This window comes from Bacteroides sp. 1_1_30 (genome assembly GCF_020982715.1).
Lineage (GTDB): Bacteria > Bacteroidota > Bacteroidia > Bacteroidales > Bacteroidaceae > Bacteroides > Bacteroides xylanisolvens.
Genome location: NZ_JAJKHN010000069.1, coordinates 1 through 19,779, shown reverse-complemented (window position 1 = coordinate 19,779; position 19,779 = coordinate 1). Strand labels below are relative to the sequence as shown.

Here is a 19,779-nt window from a genome sequence, read left to right as displayed (position 1 = left end):
TCTTAGATATATTTATTAATTATAATGTATAGGATAACTCATACTTTTCTTCACCAATGTTCACTTCTACAGAAGCGCCGTTTGGATGGAACGTGCCGGCGTTCTCTTCAGTATTATCAGTGAACTTAGCGTTTATATTTAGCTTTTCAAGGTCAGCTTCTTTCTCAAATGGATAAATAACTGTGATGAAACGTGCGGCCCCGTTTGCTGGTTTTGTGATATTTACTTGGTAAAATCTACGTTGATGAGTCTTTTCGCCAAGTTTTTCGGAAACATAGGCCGTATTGTTTTCTGCGGCATATCCTTCGGTAGTTTCAACAAATGTTTTGAATAACATATTGTTGTTATCTGCAAAGATGGTGTGAGCTCCATATTGATAGCTAGCACTCTCGTCGTCAATGATAACATCATTTTTACTAGGACACAGTTTGAAGTTGAGGTTGACCGTAGGAGTAGAGCCTGTTCCATATCCTTCGTCTACAAGTATAAATATTTTTTTATCTCTTATGAAAAATATGGCACGGCGGTGAGTCAGATCGCTGTATGATTGGTTTTCAGTGACGAGAATGTCCATATTATTTTTACTTTCTTGCAATAGCAATCGTCCGTTCATATAGTTTTTAGCTATATCTTTTTTATTTCTTGTCATTGTGTTATGCATGGCTGTAGCTGCAAATGCTGCACGGTCAGCATTGCTTGAGCTTGTGCCACCGTAGGAGTACACGCCAGCATCTGGGCAGAAATTGCGTCCTTTGTGATATAATCCGAATGTGCCGTTATCTGGTTGGCAATGCCATTTGTTATCTGTATTTTTATTGTTTTTCAGAATCATCATTGTGGCATCTTTTTCCCATCCGCTACGTAGCATATAATAACCTGCGGCATCGTAAACTTGAACCAACTTTGCTGGCTTTGTCCCCTGATTTCCTTCCGTTGCCATCCATCGTATTTCTTCATCTTCGGGGAACATTTCCATATACTTCTTCAGATTTTTCAATATGACGCTTTTACTGTATGAGCTGGAACGTGTATCATTGAAATTGTCAATTGTGTAATTGGGATAAATAATATCCATGACAAATCGAGATGCTTTTTTCAACAATTCTATATAATTGGAGGGGAATAAGTCCAGTTTGTTGTTGAGCATGGCTAATTTATAGATATTGTAGAACCCGTCAACTACTCCTATATGATAAGAAGGATCTAATTCAACTTGCACTCCATCTGCCAAGAACTGTGCTGTTACTTGTTCGCTGATTTTTTGTGAGCCTTCCGTTAACCATTCGGCTGAATTCTTAAATTCAGGCATTAGCATACCTGCTGTGGTGACGGCTTGTACCTGAGTTACGTAGATATTGCTGCCATCAGTAAAGTAATTTTTACGGGTACATTCTACTTCATCAGCGAATGCAGTCAGAAAAATAGAAAGCCATTCGGGAGTAAAATTGATCGACTGGATGAAATAAGGTAAAATGTCTATTTGTGACAATACTCTTTCGGCTGGTTGAAGTCCATACCATTGTACATTGTCTTTGTTAACAATATCTTCTTCGGGGCATGGAAATGTTTTCAGCCAATCGCTGTAAACATCCATCCATGACTGAAAGTATTTTTCATCTTGTTTCACTCTGTATGCTTTTGCTTGCGGAAGCATCCATTGATGACGATGTTTTTGTGACTTGAACTCTTGATCTGTAATTTCGGCAGGGACAAAATCCCAGTCTATTTTTCCATCCTTTTTAAAAGAATAATAGATTTCATTTCCGGAGGCATCAACTGATTCTTTGAAATTACGTACATAAAAACGAAAATCTAATGCTTGGTCTGCAATATTTTGTTCTGAAGCGGTAATAGTCGGGTTGATTAAGTTTATATTCGGATTATTGATGTCAGACCTGTTTCGATAGTATTTAAGTAGCTCATGTGCTGCATAATAATACTCCTTTGCTTCATAATGTGATTTCACCTTTTCCAATCCGGGATAGTCTAGGTTGATAACCTCAAAGAGCCTTGCGTTTAGTACGTCGTTAGGCTTATTATTAGGAAGCAGTTCAATGTTTGTACTATCTCCTGTGGAAAGGATTTCGTCATCATCTGTGCATCCTGTAAATGCAATCAGTGAGAACGCGCAAATAAAGAAGATGTTCTTCATACTTTATTAGGTTTTAATTATTAAAAGTTATATTTTACTGTTTGCAAATGTAGTCTGTTTATTTATTATGATTAGGCTGTGTTGTTTAAGCTTTGTTCAAAAATGATTTTTTTGATATTAAATTTGTAGAATCATATATTACTTCTGTTTAAAAAGTCTGTTATAACTCTGATAACAGGCTTATTATGTGCCATAATGTAATTTATACCTATTATACTTACAAAATAGCTTTTGTACATTTTTAGATGTCTTATTGGATGATTTTTAGTCCAAAATAGTTTTTGGAAGTATGGGGAATCGGGGAGATAATAAACTCCGGTTCTTCTCCTTTTGGGGAAATGAACACCTCTTCTCCTTTCTTTAAATCAATCTGGTAAGTATTGTTTTCGAGTGGCTGTATTGTGAAGTCTCTTTCTCCTTTAAAGATAGGATTAACTATATCAGTCGTTATAATACAAGGCTCCCCTGCCAGGCTTTTTATATGGATAAATTGTGTCTTTCCCTTTTTTCTGCTGGCAGATACTTTGAACGCCCCTTCTGTACGCAGGCCGGAATATGTTATGTCTTTCCATGCATCTGGAATAGCCGGGAAAATACGGATTTTCCCACCCCAACTTTGTAATAGCATGTCGTGAATACTTTGAGCACCGGATAGGGGTGTCTCAATAACTGGACCGCTTTCCTTGTACATGGTAGTAGTGCTAAGGAATTTGCCGAATAATTTGTTCAAATAAGATAATGCGTCATTTCCTTTTCCAATAGCAGAAGATATAGAAGAAGCACCTGTACATGAGTAGCCCAAGAGCGCTTTGGGTTTGCTTTGCCAAAAAGCGAGTGATTTCTCAATCGTTTCAATATCGCCTGGCTGTTCTTTATTGATAAGATATAGGGGATAGATGGCAAGTAAGTGTGAATAATGCCTGTGCGAGAAAGCATATGGCATGTCCTTCCCAATAAGCAATCCTTTTTCATCCATAGGGTAAGGAGTGAGATTCTGAAGAACATCTTTCCAAGTTTCAGCCAATGGGTCCTGAATATTCAGGCGTTGGGCTGATTCCAGTAATGTTTGGCATCCCCAACGTAAGAGTGCAAGGTCAAAATTACAATCTTCCGTAGTGTCATACTCGGGAGAATAGGTTGCCGGAAGATGAAGTTTTCCATCTTCTCCTTTTTTAAGAAAATGCAGGTAGTAGTTGATTGACTCTTTCAATAAAGGGAATAATTTGTTTCGTAGAATATCATCGTCCATTTTATGGCGATAAATAAGCCAGAGGTTATGGCAAGCCCATGGTAACAGACCTACCTGCGCTTTACCTTTTCCGGGAATACCGACCTCTGTAGTCATACATTCCAAATTGGAAGCGACTCCTATTCCTAATGAATTGTGGCGATAGGTCGGATTAATATTGAGACGTAACTGGTCTATATGATTGTAAAGTGCATTTTCTAAAGAGGTTGCGAGATCTAAATGGTCGGAAGCGTTCAGTGCCCAGTAGGTGAGTTGTACATTGAGATTCCACCAGGCATTTGGCCAGGGAGTTTCAGTCAGCCACGGACCTGTATTGTCTATTAGGGCACGGTCACCACGGGTGGCAGATGCTAGTTTGTACATTTGAATCCAATAAAAGTTTTCTTTTTGTGCTTCCGGCAATGTAATGAAACTGCTAGGATAAAAAGAGTTCCACCATTTACGATGTGTCCTTTGCATGGATGGATAGCCTTCACGTATAGCTTTTCGGATTTCTGTTTTACATATTTCACCCGAATTGTTTTGAGGATATGTATGTGTGAGGTTTATCCACAAAGTGCGCTCTTTTTTAGTCGAATGAGTTTCTTTCCAGCCTACTGTTGTCTCACCGCCTGCCGATAACTTCTGGATTGATAAATTGATATCTCCTTTTCGGTTGATTACCGGTGCAGGGTTGAGTGCATAGTCTTTAGGGATTTTATTGGTTTGTCCCCGTCTTTTAAAGAGCAGATAGCGTGGGCTGTTAGCTTCTGCGGCTACCCATTCCCATTTGAAGTCGTGTTCTTCCCCTTCTGTTGTTGCTTTTATTGCTATTACCATATCATTAGCATGAACAAAGGTTTGTAGATGGATAATACCTTTGGTGGTGATAATATCTGTTGATGCTTCGGCATTCCAAAGGTCAAGGCGCATTTTGCCGCTGATAATTTCTCCTTTAGGATGTAGGGCAAAGTATCCGGTAAGTAGTCGGGGAATTCCGAATACATCTCTTTGGACGCGGTGGTCATGTACATCACAATTGCCGGTTTCCAGACGCAAGTAATTTTTTCCGGGTTCTTTATAAATCATTAATCCTAATCTGCCATTACCAAGATAAGCCGATTCGTACCAATATTCAGGCAGTTTTTCCCATACCATATCTTGGCGGCTCATAAATTCAGGCCAATTAATATTTTGTTTAAGACTGATTGGCTGGGAATTAATTGATACAATACAGATAAAAGTAAAAATCACATAAGTGTAAAGTCTGTTTTTATTATTCATGGTATGACTTTGTTTGGGAGAATTTGATAATTATTATATGTTCTTTATGCAAATATATGGGAGAAAGTTGCCTTGTTGTTATTAGTTTTATTGAATAGTATATCAATTTTGTGTAATGATTCTGCTTGAAACCGATTTCTTTCCCTAAATGATGCAGAAGTATTAATGACTTCAACTAATTGAATTAGATAACTTATACTATCTTTTTAGTGATTTCATTTTAATTGAGATAATCGGTACTATAATCTATTAATGATAAAAAATAGATGATGATTGTTGGTAATGTTTTGATAATCAGTGATTATTTGGAAGGTGTCTTTAGGCTGATTATAAATCTTTTGTATATCATAATGTAAACACTTTATCTTGGTCAATTCATAAAATGAGTAAAACTGTGCGGGAATGAGCTGAATGAACCCAGTCGGAAGATTATATATGATTGTTCGAGAATATCGTGTAGCGTTCCACTGTCTTAGGATCGGGGTCACATAATTAGCCTCTTTTATTTAAGAACAAATTTCAAGCTTTTTTTCTTCAAATCCCTAAATATCATGATTTTTATGGATTCTATTCCGTAAAAATCATGATATTTAGGGATTTGCGTTGTTGTTTATTTATCCCTTTGCCTTCTTAATATACTCCGTAGGCAAGCATCCGAAATACTTTTTGAAACTCGTAGCAAAGTAAGACGGTGTATTGAATCCTACCATTGTGCTGACTTCTGCTATTGTATAACGGCCATCCTTCAGTAGTTTTGCCGCTTCATTGAAACGAATCTTGCGTATAAAGTCGATAGTCGATTCACCTGTGATAGCTTTCAATTTGAGGTGCAGATTAGAACGGCTCATATTCATTTCTCTGGCGAACTCGTCGGTAGAGAATTCAATATTATCCATATTCTTTTCTACGATGGCAACGGCACGTTTCAATAAAGCTTCATCCATGGCGTTGAACGTAATCTTTTCCGGTTCCACTTCCAGAGATTTGGAATACCGTTCAAGCATACGCCTGCGGGTACGCATCATATTCTGTATCTTCGTAGTCAGGATAGCCAGTGAGAACGGTTTCGGGATATAATCATCTGCTCCCATTTGCAGACCTTCCATCTGATCTTTGGTTTCGCTTTTGGCAGACAGGATAATCACAGGAATGTGACAGGTACGAATATTCTGCTTCACATTCTTGCATAGCTTGATACCATCCATCACAGGCATCATGACATCAGTCACAATAATGTCCACTTCATTCTCTTTCAGCTTTTCCAGGGCTTCTTCACCATTTCCAGCTTCCAGTGTATTGAAAAGTTCGGCAAGTCCGCTACTTAGATAATGGCGGATTTCATTATTGTCTTCTACGATAAGAATCGTACCACGTTTCTTGTCACCGGTTTCGATCGTTTCGTTTTCTACTTTTTCCGTATCAATGAAATACATCTCTTTCGAGTTGGTAGAATAAACTTGGTCCTCCTCATTTTTAGCGTCATTAGAAGCTAATTCGGAAGATTTGTAGATGTTTATATCCTGTGGCAGATAAACAGAGAAAGTACTGCCTTTGCCTTCTTCACTGTCTAACTCAATACGTCCGTGATGCAGTTCCACCAAACGTTGTACCAATGACAGTCCGATACCACTTCCTACGTGCTCACTCTCTATCTGATAGAAACGTTCGAATATTTTCCCCTGCTTGTTGATAGGAATACCAATACCGGTGTCACTAACTTGCAGTACCAGCCAATTGTTTTCCTCTTTCAACGTAACAGTAATGCTTTGCCCGCTTTCTGTATATTTGAAAGCATTTGAAAGCAGGTTATTAACGATCAGTTCCAGATAATTCGGATCGAAAAGTTCCTCTTTTTCTTCCAGTTCGGAGTGGAGAGTATAAGTAATCTTCTTGTGGCGTGCCAGTTTATCGTAGAACAAGAAATTATCCTGTATCAGTTGATGCGCATTCTCTTTCTTTACTTTCAGCTCGAAAACTCCCAATTCGGCACGGCGATAATCCATCAACTGGTTGACAAGATGCAACAGACGATTGGCGTTGCGTTGGATATATTCCAGTTGGTTACGAGTCCAGCGATCACTAATCTTATTGATTATTTCTTGTAAAGGAGCTAAGATGAGAGTTAACGGCGTGCGAAGCTCGTGCGAAATATTGATGAAGAAACGCATCTTCATCTGGTTGATTTCTTCTTGATGCTCCTTGTCCCTGCGTTCAAGTTCCAGTTCCGCTTCCATACTCTTACGCATCCAGAAGAAGCGGAAGACGAAAGTGATAAACCCGATAAAAGTGGCGAGGAAAATCATGATTGCCCACCAGGTCTTGTACCAGATAGGGAGAACTATGATTTCCAACATTGTAGGTACAGTATTCCATTTTCCGTCACTATTGGCAGCTTTTACCAAAAAGTGATAAGTGCCTTGTGGCAGGTTGGAGTAGGAGACAGTACGTTTATCTGTCAGATAATACCACTCTTTGTCATATCCTTCCAGTTTATAAGCGAAAGTGTTATGTTGTCCGGAAATATAATTGGATACTACAAATTCAATCGTGAAAGCAGTTTGCCATGATTTCAGGGTGATACTTTCTGTTTCATTGATATTTTTAGTCAGGATACCAGTTTCATCATCCGGACGAACTGTCTTGTTAAACAGTTGAAGTTTAGTGATAACTACCGGAGGCGTATAAGGGTTATCCAGCAACAGTTCCGGGCGGAAAGTAGTGATCCCGTTGATACCCCCGAAATACATTTGACCGCTTGAAGTACGGCAGAACGAAGAAGTATTAAACTGATTACTCTGTAATCCGTCGGATTCCGTAAAATTACGGAACCTCTCTGTTTCCGGATTGAAACAGGAAATACCACGGTTGGTACTTACCCAAAGACGTCCGAAAGTATCTTCCAGAATACCATATACCACATTATTAGGCAAACCGTTAGCCGTAGTATATCGTTTGATTTTCTTTTCTTTCTCATTAAAACAGTAGAAGCCTTCACGCGTACCTACCCAAATGATACCGTTGGCAGCCTCGTAAATGCAATTGGTAAACGTCTTTGTTACAGATGATTCCGGCAGAATAGGCACCTTTTCTATCTCGATTCCTTCCTGCTGAAAGACAGATATACCTTCCTCACCCCCGACCCAAAGCCGTTTATGGGAATCTCTGAACAGGATTGTGATTCGTTGTGAAGTAAATGGAGTACCGTCCTTTTCCTTATCAATGGTGGTAAAACTCTTTTTTTCCGGGTTAAAACTAACCAGAGCACTTAATGTCCCCAATAAGAGATTCCCCCCTTTGTCAGGAAGAATTGCATATACATTCTCATTCACCAACTGGCTGTTCAGCTGATTGAAACTTTCCATTTTTCCACTGTTTCGATGGAGAACAGTCAGTCCGCCGGCATGTGTCCCTATATATACAAGTGATTTTTGTTCATCTACATATACGGCTTTGATATTGTTGGAACCAATACCGATTTCCCGTTCGTCTTCCTGTAAGATATAGTGCGTAAACTGTTGCGTCTTTGTATTATATAGATTCAAACCGCCATCATTCGTTCCTATCCATAAATTCTTATCCTTATCTTCCGTAATGCAGCTGACTACGTTATCGCTTAGAGAATTCTTATAGGGAATACGCTGGATATTCTTGAATCTGTTGCGGATAGGATGGTAATAGTTCAATCCCCCGAAATAGGTTCCAAGCCACATACCTCCTTGCGAATCCATAAAGATACTGCGAACCGAACGTTGTGACAAACTGCCGTTTTCTACCGGACTGCTACTGTAGGAAACGAAAGAATCGCTTCCTTCATGATAAATGTTTAGATCATTGAACGTTCCTATCCATAAGCGATTTTGCGAATCCAGTGCCAGAGAGCGGATATAATTGGAACTGATACTTTTAGGATTGGAAGAAGAATGATGGTAAGCCTTGACCTCTTTCGTTTTCGGGTTGAGCAGAAGCAGACCGGCTCCTTCGGTAGCTACCCATATACGGGTAGGAGATTGCTGCAAAATGGCTTGAATCTGTTTTGTTTCCGTTATCGGAGTAATCTTTTCCAGTTTCTTTTGAGGAATGGAATAGCTGTAAAGCCCGTCGACCGGGGTACCGATATAGATAATATCCCCCTGTCTGTAAAGAGCTGAAGCTATAAGCTTGTGCATAGCGGTACTAAAAGAATCATCAACGAATCGTGATTCTTTAATATCGAACATAGTCAGACCTTCTTGTGTGCTTATAAGCAACTGTTCCGGTGAGATTTCTGCAATACCATTGATTTGTTGCCGTTTGCCTTTTTTCTCGTAGAAGAAATTTCTGAATTTGTCTTTTTCTTCGTCATAATATGACAAACCATCCCGCGTACCGATCCAGACACGTCCCTGACTGTCAGTTTTTACGATTCGTGAAATGTCATTAGCAATACTGTTCGGATCCTCTTCATTATGTTGATAAACTGTAAATGAATACCCGTCATACTTGTTTACTCCATCATAGGTCGCGAACCACATATTACCTCTTTGGTCCTGATCGATAGAAAATACGGTGCTTTGTGACAATCCTTCGTTAATAGAAATATAAGAGAAGTTAATTTGCTCCGGAACTTCAGAAAAAACGCAATTAACCCCTATACATAGAAAGAGTAGACAGATTGTTGTTTTTTTAAGGCTGTTCATTATTAGTTCATAAGATTAATAATGGCATCAAAGATAGCAAAATCTTTTATATGGAGGTATTCAATAGAGAGAAAGTAAATATAGGGAATGAAAAAATACCACCGATTATACAGATTAGCACGGATTTTTATATCGACAATCTTCGAATTACAATTAAATCTGTGTTAATCTGTGTAATCGGTGGTGAAACTTGAAACTGGTAGGTAATTTATTTAGCTAAATCTCCTATCTCGTCTAAATTCTTCTGAATATCTTCGTCATTCAATGTATAATTCACCAGATCACCGGCCAAATACTTATCATAAGAAGCCATATCGATCAGACCATGACCCGAAAGATTGAAAAGAATCACTTTCTCTTCTCCTGTCTCCTTACATTTGTTAGCTTCGCGGATAGCCGCCGCAATAGCGTGGCTGGATTCGGGAGCCGGAATAATACCTTCAGACTGCGCAAACAGACAACCGGCTTCGAAAGACTCCAGTTGCTGTATATCTACCGCTTCCATCAGATTATCTTTGAGCAACTGTGAAACGATTACACCTGCGCCGTGATAACGAAGCCCACCAGCATGGATATGAGCAGGAGCAAAATTATGTCCCAAAGTGAACATCGGCAGCAATGGAGTATATCCGGCTTCATCACCGAAGTCATATTGGAACTTACCACGTGTCAGTTTCGGACAAGAAGCAGGTTCGGCAGCAACGAAACGAGTCTTTTTCCCTTCCTGTATGGTGTGGCGCATGAACGGGAAAGAGATACCTCCGAAGTTGGAACCACCTCCGAAGCAACCGATCACGATATCCGGATATTCGCCCGCCATTTCCATTTGTTTTTCAGCTTCCAGTCCGATAATAGTCTGGTGGAGAGTCACGTGGCTAAGTACGGAACCGAGCGTATATTTACAGTTGGGAGTCATTTGTGCCAGTTCGATAGCTTCCGAAATAGCAGTTCCCAATGAACCTTGATAAGTGGGGTGTTTAGTCAGAATATCTTTACCGGCGCGGGTAGACATAGATGGAGAAGGAGTGACCTGTGCTCCGAAAGTTTGCATGATGCTGCGGCGGTATGGTTTTTGTTCATAACTGATTTTTACCTGATAAACGGCAGCTTCCAGGCCGAAAACCTTGGCTGCGTAAGAAAGAGCGGCTCCCCATTGTCCGGCACCAGTTTCAGTGGTAATGTTGGTAACTCCTTCTTCTTTACAATAATAAGCTTGTGCCAATGCAGAGTTCAACTTATGCGAACCGATAGGGCTTACGCTTTCGTTCTTAAAATAGATATGAGCCGGAGTGCCGAGTGCTTTTTCCAAACCATAAGCACGAACCAGCGGAGTGCTGCGGTAGTACTTGTACATTTCACGCACTTCTTCCGGTATTTCGATCCATGCATCCGTCTGATTTAGCTCCTGATGACACAGCTTTTTTGCGAAAATCGGATATAAATCTTCTGCTTTCAGCGGTTGTTTGGTTCCCGGGTGCAACGGAGGCATAGGCTTGTTCACCATATCGGCCTGAATGTTGTACCAGTAATGTGGAATTTCTTCTTCCGGTAGAATATACCGTTTTCTTTTTTCACTCATAATATTGTAGTTTTTTAGTTTTCTGTTGCCAAAAGTAGTCAAATTTTTAATATTCAGAAAATTTTGTCAACAAAGAATCGTGTTTGATTGTTATTTTAGTTAAGTTTGCACGACCCTGTTAAAAAAGATGATATGAAGATTTATCATAAGTTTTTATTGTATCAGAATAAACTCCTAAAACCCTATGTGCGTATCTTGTTAGGGCTGGTAGAAGCACTCACCTATCTGGCGTCATTATTATTGATTGTCGGAGTAGTATATGAACATGGCTTTCCCTTGTCTATTGATGAAGTGGCGAATTTACAGACATTGTATAAAACTGTCTGGATCATCTTTCTGATTGATGTAACTTTACATATCTCGCTGGAATACCGGAATACCAAAAAACAATACCGGCGATTAGCTTGGATCTTGAGTGGATTGTTATATTTCACGTTAGTACCTGTTATATTCCATCGTCCGGAAGAAGAAGGAGCTATTTTGCATATTTGGGAATTCTTACATGGGAAGTTTTATCATCTTTTGTTATTGTTAGTCCTTTCTTTCCTCAATCTGTCCAATGGGCTGGTGCGTCTGTTAGGACGGCGTACCAATCCGTCTTTGATATTGGCAGTCAGTTTTATGGCTATTATTCTGATTGGAGCAGGCTTGTTGATGCTTCCGCGCTGCACGGTAAATGGTATCACCTGGGTAGACTCTTTATTTACCGCTACCAGTGCCGTATGCGTTACAGGCTTGGTACCGGTAGATGTGTCTACTACATTCACCACTTCGGGATTAGTTGTCATTATCCTGTTGATTCAGATTGGCGGATTGGGAGTGATGACATTAACCAGTTTCTTCGCCATGTTCTTCATGGGGAATACTTCCATCTACAACCAGCTTGTTGTGCGTGATATGGTTAGTTCCAATTCATTAGGTTCTTTGCTGTCTACTTTATTATATATATTAGGCTTTACCTTAGTGATTGAAGGGATCGGTATGGTTTCGATTTGGTTTAGTATTCACGGAACGTTGGGAATGACCCTGGAAGGAGAGTTGGGTTTTGCTGCTTTCCATTCTATTTCAGCTTTTTGTAATGCGGGTTTTTCTACGCTTTCCGGCAATTTAGGAAATCCGATGGTGATGACTAACCATAATTGGTTGTTTATTACCGTTTCTCTATTGATTATCTTTGGTGGTATCGGTTTCCCCATCCTTGTCAATTTCAAGGATATTGTATTGTATCACCTCCGTCGTTTCTGGAAATTGATTCGTACCCGCAAACTGGATCGGCATAAAATGCAGCACCTCTATAACCTGAATACGAAAATCGTGTTAATCATGACTTTCTTGCTTTTATTAATCGGCACATTGGCTATTGCTGCTTTTGAGTGGAATGGTTCTTTTGCCGGTATGCCTGTGGCAGATAAGTGGACACAAGCTTTCTTTAATGCCACTTGTCCGCGAACAGCCGGTTTCAGCAGTGTCGACTTGGCATCATTGAGCGTGCAGACATTGTTGGTTTATCTATTCTTGATGTGGGTGGGCGGTGGATCACAGTCCACGGCAGGTGGTGTGAAAGTAAATGCTTTTGCGGTCGTAGTTCTGAATCTTGTAGCCGTATTGCGTGGCACTGAACGAGTGGAAGTGTTCGGCAGAGAATTGTCTTACGATTCAATCCGGCGTTCCAATGCAACAGTAGTCATGTCATTGGGAGTCTTATTCATTTTTATTTTTACATTGAGCATACTCGAACCGGGTGTTTCCATTATGGCATTGACTTTCGAATGTGTCTCTGCGCTTAGTACCGTAGGTTCCAGTCTGAATCTGACCCCTCATTTGTGCGACGCAAGCAAACTATTGGTGTCTTTGTTGATGTTTATTGGTCGTGTGGGGTTAATAACATTGATGTTGGGAATCGTCAAACAGAAAAAGAATACAAAATACCGTTATCCAAGTGATAACATCATAATAAACTAAAGCTATGAAGTATATTATTATTGGTTTAGGAAATTACGGCCATGTGTTGGCGGAAGAACTGTCCGCCTTGGGACACGAAATTATAGGTGCGGATATAAGCGAAAGTCGTGTAGACTCCATCAAAGATAAGGTTGCTACAGCTTTTGTCATTGATGCCACTGACGAACAATCATTATCAGTGTTGCCATTGAATAGTGTGGATATAGTTATTGTAGCGATTGGAGAGAATTTTGGTGCGTCGATACGAGTCGTTGCCCTGTTGAAGCAGAAAAAGGTTCCCCGTATTTTTGCCCGTGCTATTGATGCCGTACATAAAGCAGTGCTTGAAGCTTTTGATCTGGAACGAATCCTGACTCCGGAAGAAGATGCTGCCCGCAGCCTGGTACAACTGCTCGACTTCGGTACTAACATGGAAGGATTCCGCATCGATCAGGATTATTATGTTGTGAAGTTCACGGTTCCGGAGAAATTTGTAGGATATTTTGTGAATGAGTTAAACCTGAATGAAGAGTTTCATTTAAAAATGATAGGATTGAAACGGGCGAATAAGATCATCAACAGCCTGGGTATCTCTCTGACCGAGCTTCATGTGAAGAATGAATTACCGGGAAATGAGAAAGTGGAAGAAGGAGACGAATTGGTCTGCTACGGCAGGTATCGTGATTTTCAGGCCTTCTGGAAAGCTATTTAGCTAGAGTACTTATAACGTCGCTTTTATTGAGCACAAGTGAGCAAGTTTCGGAGATAGTTGTATGAAGAAACCCATCGGACTTCTTTTCAGTGAAGAAATCCGGTGGGTTTGTTATATGCTGAAGCGTATGCCTTATTTCGTCTGAATACGAATATTTCCGGCTTTCACTCCGTTTGCTTTTACTGTAAATACAATCTCTCCGGCAGTTTCACCGGCTTGCAGGATAGCTGTCAACATGCCGTTGAAAGCATGCATCTTCGGAAGATGGAATTGTTCAAGGTTCGTCGGATCGCCATTGGCGGCAGCACGATATTTACCTGTTCCCTTTACCGAGAAATTTATCTGACGATTATCGGCTGGGCAGAGGTTACCGTCTTTGTCTACTACTTTAACAGTCACATAAGCCAGATCTTTTCCATCTGCAGTCAGTTCGTTACGGTTGCTTACCAGTTCGATGTGATGAGGCTTTCCGGCAGTACGGACTACTTTTTCAGCTACCGCTTTTCCGTTTTTGTCGTAGGCTACTACTTTCACTTCACCCGGTTCGTACTTTGTATCCATCCACATCAGGCGATAGCGGTTCTTTAGCGAACTATTATTCTTGCTTTGTTTTCCATAACTTTTGCCATTGATAAACAATTCGGCAGTAGGATAATTAGTGTACACAAAAATGGGAGTCACTTCACCTTCACGTCCCGGCCAGGTCCAGTGAGGCAGGATATGTAAGGTTTCCGCTTCCTTGTTCCACACGCTACGGTAAAGATAATAGCGGTCTTTTGGTAAACTGGCAAGGTCGATGATACCAAACATTGAACTGTGGTTAGGCCATGAATCCGTATCGTATGGTGACGGTTCACCCAGATAATCGAATCCGGTCCATACGAACTGTCCGATGGTCCAATGATGATCGTCAGCTAATGCAAAGTCCTCGTCCGGAATATTCGACCAGGGACAAACCTCCACATCGTATGAAGAGCATTGATGATCTTCATATTTGGCCCCTTTCTTATCCTCCACCGGGAACTTGTATACGCCGCGTGAGCTGACAGTAGAAGCCGTTTCGCTTCCCAGAATCAGATTCTGCGGGAGTTGGTCGTATGACTCCTGATAGCGTTGCGTACGGTAATTAAGTCCCGGAATGTCAATCATTGCTGCAAATCCGTTGGCAAGTACACAACTCACCTGGTCCATTCCGCAAGTGACAGGACGTGTAGGATCTTCACGATGGCAGATATCCTGCAGGAATTTGGCCACTTTATAACCGACAGGACTGCATTGAGTCGGTACTTCGTTACCGATACTCCACATAATGACGCAAGGGTTATTCCGATAATTATGAAGCATATTTATCATATCACGTTCCGCCCATTCATCGAAGTAGCGGTGATAACCATTTTCACATTTGGCGATATCCCATTCATCGAACGGTTCGATCATCATCATAAATCCCATTTCGTCACACAACGCAACGAGTTCGGGAGTCGGCATATTATGAGAAGTACGGATCGCGTCGCATCCCATATCTTTCAATAGCGTAAGCTGATGACGCAGTGCTGCAACATTGATCGCGGCACCCAACGGACCTAAATCGTGGTGATTACATACACCCTGAAATTTACGGTGTTTCCCGTTCAGGTAGAACCCTTTGTCGGCAATGTATTCAATGCTGCGGATACCGAAACGTGTGGTGTAAGTATCTACCAGTTTATCATCCGCATAAATTTTAGAGACAGCCTTGTAAAGCGACGGACTTTCCGGCGACCAGAGTTCGGGTGCGTTTACAATAAAATTTTGTTCAAAAGGTTGTCCGTGATTGATGCGGCTTGTATTCTCTTTCCGGGTAACAACTTTACCTTCCGGAGAAAGAATTTCCGTCTCTACACGGATGGCTGTTTTCTCACCGGCATTGTCTATCTTCGTTTGGAGACGTACGGCTGCAAAATCCTTGTTGACGTGAGGAGTTGTGATTTGCGTTCCCCATACAGGTACATGGATTTTGTCAGTCACAATCAGGTGTACATTGCGATACAGACCTGCTCCCGGATACCAGCGCGAAGATTGCGGACGGTTTTCCAAACGCACGGCAAGCGTATTGTTTTTACCGTCTTTATTCAATAAGGAAGTCACATTACAGTGAAAAGAATTGTAGCCGAAAGGCCAGAAACAAGCTTCTTTTCCGTTGATGTAGACACGCGCTTCACTCATGGCACCGTCAAAAAGTAGTGTCACTTCTTTGTCGGCAGGGGCGTCAAAACTGGTACGATACCATCCGGTACCTACATAAGGAAGACCGCCGGTACGTCCTGTCTTCAAGGAAGCTTTTTTCTCAAAGTTCTGTGTCACTGCTACGTTTTGGAGGTCATTGTTCATGTCGAATGGACCAAAAATCGCCCAGTCGTGTGGAATAACAACCGATTCCCATTTAGTGTCATTGAACTCCGGCTGACTGGCCTCTTTAAAATCTCCTTTACTGAATTTCCAGTTCTTCTCCAGCAGTGCCTCACTGCGTTGCGCTTGCATAGTGCAGGCGGCGCCCATCAAAAGTACAGTTACTAACTGTTTGGGGTGTTTCATGTTCATTTTTACTTTTCAGGTATAAAATATTTTGGATTCGGCGTAAAGTTATAAAAAAGGATTCAATAATCTTATCTCTTGAAAGCATTAAATGCACTGGCCGGTTTGCCACTGTTGTCAAGCCCCCCTTTGTGATAGCCTTTCCATTCCTTCTTTCCTTCAAATGTAGGAAAAATGTCGGTTACACTTGTAAATATCCCGCTCTTTTTGTTCCTTTGCCATCTATTTATAAACAGAAAACTTACGTATGAGAAAACTAATTTATTTGCTTTTGTTGCCGTTGGCGGTGGCTGTGACTGCATGTGGCGGTAAAAAAGGATCTTCAGATAATCAGTCGCTGCTGGCAAGAATAGACAGTATAGATGCTCACGGATTGCAGCGTATGCAGACGTCTAAGAGCGAAACTAACTTTAAATTCAAAGGAAAAGATTATCATTCCTTTGTTTCACGTACTCCGGACGAAAGTCTGCCTCATGTAACAAATGAGATGGGAGATACTTATGTCGATAATAAAATAGTGCTGCACCTGACACGCGGTAACGAAACGGTATTGAACAAGACATTTACCAAGAATGATTTTTCATCCGTAGTCGATGCAAAATTTCTCTCGAAATCTATATTGGAAGGAATTGTATACGACAAGACCACTCCGCAGGGCATTGTATATGCCGCAAGTGTTTGTTATCCGCAGACAGATTTGTATATGCCGCTTTCTATAACGATCACTGCTGATGGAAAAATGAGCATACAGAAAGTCGATATGCTTGAAGAAGATTTGAACGATGAAGCACCCAATTAAGCCTCCAGGCAGGTGTTGACAGCAAAATTACACAAATGTGAAAACATTTGAGACAAACGAAAGGCAACCGATGAGGTTGCCTTTCGTATTTTTGCACCGTCAACAAACTTAATATCGAATAGAATGAAGAAAAGCATTTTTATTATTTGCGTGCTGGCATCAGGATGCACGGCGATGGCTGAACAAGTCGAGAAACCCGGTCCGGCTATAGAAACACAGACTTTGGTGCCACTGACCGAGCGTGTAAATGTACAGGCAGATTCGGCATGTGTCAATCAGATTATAGATGGTTGCTGGGTAGCAGTCGGAGCTAAAAAAGCGCATGCCATTCAACGTGATTTCAACCTTATGTTCAACGGAAAACCTTCTTATCGTTTTGAACTGAAAGAAGATGATAACACATTATCCGGATATGCAGCGGGGGAAACAAAAGGGCGTGCGGAATTTTCTTATTGTTATGCAACTTCCGATGATTTCAAAGGCAAACCAGCCGATACATATAAGAAAGCACAAATAATGAAAACTGTATATCATCATGGAAAAGGTATTTGTCCGCAAGGTGCTTCCCGCGATTATGAGTTTTCGGTATATATCCCTTCTACATTAGGCAGTGATGTTTCCACCATTTTTGCTCAATGGCATGGAATGCCGGATCGTACTTTGGTACAGACTCCACAGGGTGAAGTGAAGAAACTGACAGCTGATGAGTTCATGGAACTGGACAAGACTACTATTTTTAAGAAAAACATGGGATACGAAAAGAAACCCAAGCTGGACAAGCAAGGTAATCCGGTGAAAGACAAACAAGGCAATCCCGTTTATCAAGCCGGAAAGGCTAACGGATGGCTGGTGGAACAAGGTGGCTATCCTCCATTGGCATTCGGATTTTCAGGCGGATGGTTTTACATCAAAGCAAATTCCGACCGTAAATGGCTGACTGATAAAGACGACCGTTGCAACGCAAATCCGGAAAAGACACCGGTTATGAAACCTGTGACATCTACATATAAAGCATCGACCATTGCTTACAAAATGCCTTTCGCCGATTTTCCGAAAGATTGTTGGATTACATTCCGTATTCATATCGATTGGACAGTCTATGGCAAAGAGGCGGAAACAATTGTAAAGCCGGGTATGCTCGATGTACAGATGGACTATCAGGAAAAAGGGAAAAAGGTTAATAAACACATTGTAGACAATGAGAAAATCATGATTGGACGTAACGACGATGATGGTTATTACTTTAAGTTCGGTATCTACCGCGTAGGTAATAGCACGAAGCCGGTATGTTACAATCTGGCAAACTATTCAGAGAGGTAATTAGTCAGAAGGTAGAAAGAGAGTGATATCCGGATGTCCGTTTAGTGGGCATCCGGATATTTTTTTATAGGTTAATAATCTGAAAAAATAATATCGCATTTGTCAAGTGTGCTTCAATTCTGCAAAAAGATTTGTTTTTTTGTTGCTTGCCAAATGGTATAATATATAAAATTATTAGTGATGCAAATGATGAACAAAAATGGATTTAACCGGTGTGCGGAATTCTACATCGGTCGTTTGCGGAAGGAGGGACGGTATTCTACGGCGCATGTCTACAAGAATGCCCTCTTTTCTTTCAGCAAATTTTGCGGCACGTCTAATGTGTCGTTCAGACAGATCACCCGTGAACGTTTACGACGTTACGGCCAGTATCTTTATGAGTGTGGCTTGAAGCCCAATACGATTTCTACGTACATGCGTATGCTTCGTAGTATTTATAACCGTGGAGTGGAAGCGGGCAGTGCGCCATACGTTCCGCGACTGTTTCATGATGTCTATACAGGTGTGGATGTCCGCCAGAAAAAGGCTTTGCCTGCTACGGAATTGTATAAGCTTCTGTATGAGGATCCCAAATCGGAACGTTTACGTCGTACGCAAGCTATTGCCGCCCTGATGTTCCAGTTTTGCGGAATGTCATTCGCTGATTTAGCCCATCTGGAGAAATCGGCACTCGATCAGAATGTGTTGCGATACAATCGTATCAAAACTAAAACTCCAATGAGCGTGGAAGTGCTGAATACGGCAAAGGAAATGATTAACCAGCTCCGTAGCAAAGAAGATTCTCATCCTGACTGTCCGGATTATCTGTTTGATATTCTTCGTGGGGATAAAAAACGGACGGATGAAAGAGGTTACCGGGAATATCAGTCCGCTCTCCGTCGATTTAATAATTCTCTGAAGGACCTGGCAAGAACCTTGCATTTGCAATCTCCCGTCACTTCCTATACGCTTCGTCATTCTTGGGCAACGACTGCGAAGTATCGGGGAGTCTCCATTGAAATGATTAGTGAATCATTGGGGCACAAATCTATAAAAACGACACAAATCTACTTGAAAGGCTTTGGACTAAAAGAACGTACGGAAGTAAATAAAGGGAATTTATCTTACGTTAGAAATTGCTGTGTAAGTGGTGATAGAATAGTAAAGTGTTGATAATTAGAATTAAACTATGTGTGTTACTTCTTAGGTAACGGAATTAAATTTGACGCAAAGATAGACAAAAACACGAATAGAAAGCAAATATTCCTCCACTTTTTTTCGTTTTATCTGAAACATAGAGCAAAAAACTATCCGAACATGAAATAACCTTATTTCCATGCTCTATACTTTTTATTGCCTAATCTCTAGATTTTTCCCGTTGAGTATTAGGCCTTTCCACATTCTACGCCTTTGTCATGTGCGTGATTTCTATTTTCATCATAATGTACGTTTCGTGTATGTGTTATCCGTTACCTAAGAAGTAACGGAATCACATGGGGTAAAAAAATATGATTTTAACGAAACCAAAATCAGTA

At 40.8% G+C, this 19,779-nt stretch carries 10 protein-coding genes; 5 read left to right on the top strand and 5 right to left on the bottom strand.

The features are described from left to right. Positions 1 to 19: 19 nt before the first annotated feature. From hepC to LPH68_RS18720, 4 genes are all read right to left on the bottom strand, one after another. Positions 20 to 2,152 (bottom strand): heparin-sulfate lyase HepC, encoded by a 2,133-nt coding sequence (gene hepC / locus LPH68_RS18735; protein ID WP_230297059.1) that lies wholly within the window; start codon positions 2,150 to 2,152, stop codon positions 20 to 22. Between the two features lie 250 nt (positions 2,153 to 2,402). Then, positions 2,403 to 4,664, bottom strand: a complete 2,262-nt coding sequence (locus LPH68_RS18730) for a glycoside hydrolase family 95-like protein (RefSeq protein WP_151923840.1) — start codon at positions 4,662 to 4,664, stop codon at positions 2,403 to 2,405. A 614-nt stretch (positions 4,665 to 5,278) separates the two neighbouring features. Further along, entirely contained in the window at positions 5,279 to 9,340 is a 4,062-nt protein-coding gene (locus tag LPH68_RS18725) for a two-component regulator propeller domain-containing protein (RefSeq protein ID WP_004312470.1), read from the bottom strand. 208 nt (positions 9,341 to 9,548) lie between these two features. After that, positions 9,549 to 10,919 (bottom strand): TrpB-like pyridoxal phosphate-dependent enzyme, encoded by a 1,371-nt coding sequence (locus tag LPH68_RS18720; RefSeq protein WP_004312469.1) that lies wholly within the window; start codon positions 10,917 to 10,919, stop codon positions 9,549 to 9,551. A 132-nt stretch (positions 10,920 to 11,051) separates the two neighbouring features. Between LPH68_RS18720 and LPH68_RS18715 the strand changes: the two genes are divergently transcribed. Both LPH68_RS18715 and LPH68_RS18710 read left to right on the top strand, forming a co-directional pair. Beyond that, positions 11,052 to 12,881: a TrkH family potassium uptake protein gene (locus tag LPH68_RS18715; protein WP_004312468.1), complete on the top strand. Its 1,830-nt coding sequence runs from the start codon at positions 11,052 to 11,054 to the stop codon at positions 12,879 to 12,881. A 4-nt stretch (positions 12,882 to 12,885) separates the two neighbouring features. After that, the gene (locus LPH68_RS18710) at positions 12,886 to 13,572 is read left to right on the top strand and encodes a TrkA family potassium uptake protein (RefSeq protein WP_151923839.1); all 687 of its coding nucleotides are present in this window, start codon (positions 12,886 to 12,888) and stop codon (positions 13,570 to 13,572) included. A 132-nt stretch (positions 13,573 to 13,704) separates the two neighbouring features. Here the strand turns inward: LPH68_RS18710 and galB are convergent, their stop codons facing one another. Further along, on the bottom strand, positions 13,705 to 16,152 hold the full coding sequence (galB, locus tag LPH68_RS18705; protein WP_151923838.1) for a beta-galactosidase GalB: 2,448 nt from the start codon (positions 16,150 to 16,152) through the stop codon (positions 13,705 to 13,707). Between the two features lie 241 nt (positions 16,153 to 16,393). Here galB and LPH68_RS18700 point away from each other — a divergent pair, with 241 nt between their 5' ends. From LPH68_RS18700 to LPH68_RS18690, 3 genes are all read left to right on the top strand, one after another. Then, positions 16,394 to 16,945 carry a DUF4738 domain-containing protein gene (locus LPH68_RS18700; RefSeq protein WP_004316589.1) on the top strand — a complete coding sequence of 184 codons (552 nt, stop codon included), beginning with the start codon at positions 16,394 to 16,396 and terminating at the stop codon, positions 16,943 to 16,945. 123 nt (positions 16,946 to 17,068) lie between these two features. After that, entirely contained in the window at positions 17,069 to 18,265 is a 1,197-nt protein-coding gene (locus LPH68_RS18695; RefSeq protein WP_008021459.1) for a heparin lyase I family protein, read from the top strand. A 180-nt stretch (positions 18,266 to 18,445) separates the two neighbouring features. Beyond that, positions 18,446 to 19,417, top strand: coding sequence for a tyrosine-type DNA invertase cluster 3b (locus LPH68_RS18690; RefSeq protein ID WP_008019040.1), 972 nt, complete (start codon positions 18,446 to 18,448; stop codon positions 19,415 to 19,417). The last annotated feature ends 362 nt before the right edge of the window (positions 19,418 to 19,779 follow it).

Excerpts from the sequence above, each read along its gene's own strand:
- hepC (WP_230297059.1), bottom strand. The coding sequence starts at position 2,152 with ATGAAGAACATCTTCTTTATTTGCGCGTTCTCACTGATTGCATTTACA.
- LPH68_RS18730 (WP_151923840.1), bottom strand. The coding sequence starts at position 4,664 with ATGAATAATAAAAACAGACTTTACACTTATGTGATTTTTACTTTTATC.
- LPH68_RS18725 (WP_004312470.1), bottom strand. The coding sequence starts at position 9,340 with ATGAACAGCCTTAAAAAAACAACAATCTGTCTACTCTTTCTATGTATA.
- LPH68_RS18720 (WP_004312469.1), bottom strand. The coding sequence starts at position 10,919 with ATGAGTGAAAAAAGAAAACGGTATATTCTACCGGAAGAAGAAATTCCA.
- LPH68_RS18715 (WP_004312468.1), top strand. The coding sequence starts at position 11,052 with ATGAAGATTTATCATAAGTTTTTATTGTATCAGAATAAACTCCTAAAA.
- LPH68_RS18710 (WP_151923839.1), top strand. The coding sequence starts at position 12,886 with ATGAAGTATATTATTATTGGTTTAGGAAATTACGGCCATGTGTTGGCG.
- galB (WP_151923838.1), bottom strand. The coding sequence starts at position 16,152 with ATGAACATGAAACACCCCAAACAGTTAGTAACTGTACTTTTGATGGGC.
- LPH68_RS18700 (WP_004316589.1), top strand. The coding sequence starts at position 16,394 with ATGAGAAAACTAATTTATTTGCTTTTGTTGCCGTTGGCGGTGGCTGTG.
- LPH68_RS18695 (WP_008021459.1), top strand. The coding sequence starts at position 17,069 with ATGAAGAAAAGCATTTTTATTATTTGCGTGCTGGCATCAGGATGCACG.
- LPH68_RS18690 (WP_008019040.1), top strand. The coding sequence starts at position 18,446 with ATGCAAATGATGAACAAAAATGGATTTAACCGGTGTGCGGAATTCTAC.